4 protein-coding genes are annotated in these 3,386 nt (G+C 65.7%); 1 reads left to right on the top strand and 3 read right to left on the bottom strand.

Features of this window, described 5'->3' with window-relative positions:
- From ACOJTD_RS25525 to ACOJTD_RS25535, 3 genes are all read right to left on the bottom strand, one after another.
- On the bottom strand, window positions 1–1,039 hold a 1,039-nt coding region (locus ACOJTD_RS25525), incomplete at its 3' end, for an efflux RND transporter periplasmic adaptor subunit (RefSeq protein WP_420135645.1).
- 202 nt (window positions 1,040–1,241) lie between these two features.
- Complete coding sequence (gene pepT, locus ACOJTD_RS25530; RefSeq protein ID WP_420135646.1) at window positions 1,242–2,480, bottom strand: peptidase T; 1,239 nt, start codon at window positions 2,478–2,480, stop codon at window positions 1,242–1,244.
- A gap of 69 nt (window positions 2,481–2,549) precedes the next feature.
- The gene (locus ACOJTD_RS25535) at window positions 2,550–2,873 is read right to left on the bottom strand and encodes a hypothetical protein (protein ID WP_420135647.1); all 324 of its coding nucleotides are present in this window, start codon (window positions 2,871–2,873) and stop codon (window positions 2,550–2,552) included.
- A gap of 156 nt (window positions 2,874–3,029) precedes the next feature.
- On the opposite strand from ACOJTD_RS25535, the gene ACOJTD_RS25540 reads away from it, so the two are divergent.
- A partial coding sequence (locus tag ACOJTD_RS25540) for a TetR/AcrR family transcriptional regulator (protein ID WP_420135648.1) occupies window positions 3,030–3,386 on the top strand: 357 nt, incomplete at its 3' end.

The raw sequence follows: 3,386 nt of genomic DNA on the forward strand, positions 1-3,386 counted from the left end.
GGCCGGGGGTCACTTGGCGCTGCTGGACGATGTTGTTGCTGCCGACCACCATGACGTAGCTGCCGGTCTGGTTCGACATCACCGCGGTGTCGTCGACCAGCAGGGCGTCGTCGAGCTTGCCGACCGGGACGCGAATCCGGACGAAGAGGCCGGGCACTAGGCTGATGGTCTTGTTATCGAGCACGCCGCGCAGCTGCAGCGTGCCGGTGGCGCTGTCGAATTTCGGCGCGATGTAGTCGACCTTGCCGGCATAGTCGAACGCGGTGTCGGCCGACAGCGCGACCTCGATGGGCAACTCCAGCCCATCCTCGCGCATGCTCTTCAGGGTCTTGCCCTGCCGCACCAGGGCATCGCGCAGATCGATCTGCTGCTGCTCGGTGATGTTGAAATAGACGTAGAGCGGATCGACCTGGAGGATTGTGGCGAGCTTGGTGGGGCCGGACGAGCCGACCAGCGCGCCGAGATTGACGAGGCGGCGCGTGACGATGCCGTCGAACGGGGCGCTCACCGTTGCATAAGCCAGCGAGATCTTGGCGAGCTTGAGCGACGCCTCGCTCGCCGCCACCTGGGCATTGGCGGACGCCAGATTGGTCTGGGCGTCGTCGACATTGCGCTGGGTTGCGACTTCCTTCTGCCCGAGCGTCGCCTGCCGGTCGTATTCGCGCTGGGCGTTGATCTGCTTGGCCTTGGCCCCATCGAGCTGCGCCTGCTGCAGATCGACCTGGGCCTGATACTGCGCCGGATCGATCCTGAACAGCACGCGATCCTTCTTCACGGCCTCGCCGTCGCGATAGTCGATGCTGTCGAGAAAGCCCTGCACGCGCGCTTCGAGATCGACCGAGGCGACTGGCGCGGTGTTGCCGGTGAATTCGGCGTAGAGCGTCACCGGCGAGCGGGTCGGCGTCGCCACCGTCACCTTGGCGGGCGGCGGCGCCGCGTAGCTGTTCTGCTCCTTGCAGCCGGCGAGGAGGAGAGGCGCACACAGCAAGCTCGCGACCAGCAGGCTTTTCGAGCGCTGCTCAGCAATGGTGCCCCACATCATCCGTCGATCTCCGCCCCGTTCCCGGAATGGAACCCATCAGATTCAGGGGTGCGGGTCCATCACATCAGACGCCGCGTCGCCTTTGGAGGCGACCGGTAGCCTCATCCTTTCGACGAACAGGCCGATCCACGGCACGGATCGACAGCCGGGGAGGAAGTCTTTGAAGGCAGAGAAAAGACGCGAGCGGAGGCGGAGCGCGCTATGCCCGCTCTTCGAAAATCATCGCCAGATGCACGATGGTCCGGACCGAGGCTTCCATGTCCTGGCGACTGACCCATTCGAGCCGGGAGTGGAAGGCGTGTTCGCCGGCAAAGATGTTGGGGAAGGGCAGGCCCATGAAGGACAGCCGCGAGCCGTCGGTGCCGCCGCGAATCGCAGTGGTGACCGGTTCGAGGCCGGCGCGCCGAATCGCATCGCGCGCGTTGGTAACCAACTCGGGGTGGCGGTCGAGGACCTGCTTCATGTTGCGGTACTGCTGCTTGATCTCGAGCGTCGCGGTCGAGCGCGGATAGTCGCGCATCACCTCGTCGACGATTCGCTGCAGCAGCGCCGCCTTCTCCTGCAGGCCGGCCTCGGTGAAGTCGCGGATGATCAGGCTCAGCGTGGCGTGCTCCAGCGTGCCGGTGATGCCGATCGGGTGCAGGAAGCCTTCGCGGCCTTCGGTGGTCTCCGGCGAGCAGGTGTGCTTCGGCAGCCGCTCGACGATCGCGGCGGCAATCTTGATGGCGTGCTCGATCTTGCCCTTGGCGAAGCCGGGATGGGCGCTGACGCCGGTGATGGTGATCACCGCCCCGTCGGCCGAGAAGGTCTCGTCCTCGATGTTGCCGGCGGTCTCGCCGTCCATCGTATAGGCGAAGTCGGCGCCGAGCTTGGCGAGGTCGACCTTGTCGACGCCGCGGCCGATCTCTTCGTCCGGCGTGAACAGGATCTTGAGCGTGCCGTGCTTGATCTCGGGGTGCGCGATCAGAAACGCCGCGGCATCCATGATCTCGGCAACGCCGGCCTTGTTGTCGGCGCCGAGCAGCGTGGTGCCGTCGGTGGTGATGATGTCGTTGCCGATCTGCTGCGCGAGCGCCGGGTGCTCGGCGAAGCGGATGACCTGGTTCGGATCCGCCGGCAAGACGATGTCGCCGCCCTGATAATTCTTCACGATCTGAGGCTTGACGCCTTCGCCTGAACAATCGGGCGAGGTGTCCATGTGCGAGCAGAAGCAGATCACCGGGACGTTCGGCTTGTTGGTGGTCGCCGGAATCGTCGCGTAGACGTAGCCGTGTTCGTCGAGATGCGCGTCGGCGATGCCGATGGCCTGGAGTTCGTCGACCAGAAGGCGGCCGAGGTCCTTCTGCTTTTCCGTGGAGGGCTGGGTGAGCGAATTGCCATCGGACTGGGTATCGATGGCAACGTAGCGCAGGAAGCGGTCGAGAACGGTGTCGGTCATGTCAGGTCCGGCGTGGAGAGCTGGCCCCAGGGTCTAGCAGCGCCCGGGAGGAAATCAAACCCGCAGCCATCAGTCATCCCGGTCCGGCTGCGGCAATCGGGCGAACCACTCGGCATAGGGCGTATTGCGCGCCATGTGCCGATTGTAGTCGGGCGCGCCGTCATGCCACCAGACCGGGCCCCGTTCGCCCAGGGCTCGCTTGGCCGCATCCACCTCGGCGCGGGCGGCGGCCTTTTCGTCGCTGTCGTCGGAGCGGACGCCGCGGCGCGCGGCCATCAGCCGGTCCACCTGCGTCTGGCGCTCTGCGGATGACAGGCCGGGATTGCTGGCGCGCCAGAGCCGGCCACGCACGACAATGTAACGACCATCGGGCGTTTTGGGCGGCTGGGTCATGATTTTCCTTCCGGGTGGGAATGACGGCGCCGAGGGGCGGGTTCCCGGAGCGGGGACGGAGACAAGATTCCACTTGCTTCGAACCGTACCGTACGGTACGCCAGCGAACGAATTGCCGCCGGACCGTTCGGCGCGACACGCAAGGGAGAGGTTCCCGTGGCCCTGGCCATCAAGGTCAACGAAGAGACGTTCACCCCGCGCCAGCAGGCTGTGCTGACCGCGGCGCTGGACCTGCTCGTCGAGAATGGCGACGGGCTCACCATGACGGCGGTGGCGCGGCGCGCCTCATGCTCGAAGGAAACGCTCTACAAGTGGTTTGGCGACCGCGAAGGCCTGTTGACAGCGACGGTGCAATGGCAGGCCGCCAAGGTGCGCATGCCCTATGTCGATCGCAGCCATCTCAGCACCAAGGCGCTGCGTGCCAGCCTCGAGCAATTCGCCCGCGACCTGCTGACCACCATTATCGGGGAAGTGTCGATCACCCTCAACCGCACCGCGATCACCCATGCGGCG

The sequence above is a fragment of the Rhodopseudomonas sp. genome (assembly GCF_048594845.1).
In the GTDB taxonomy this organism is placed as follows: Bacteria; Pseudomonadota; Alphaproteobacteria; order Rhizobiales; family Xanthobacteraceae; genus Rhodopseudomonas.

What these genes read in the sequence shown, in the direction of transcription:
- pepT (WP_420135646.1), bottom strand. Translation starts at nt 2,480, where the DNA reads ATGACCGACACCGTTCTCGACCGCTTCCTGCGCTACGTTGCCATCGAT.
- ACOJTD_RS25535 (WP_420135647.1), bottom strand. Translation starts at nt 2,873, where the DNA reads ATGACCCAGCCGCCCAAAACGCCCGATGGTCGTTACATTGTCGTGCGT.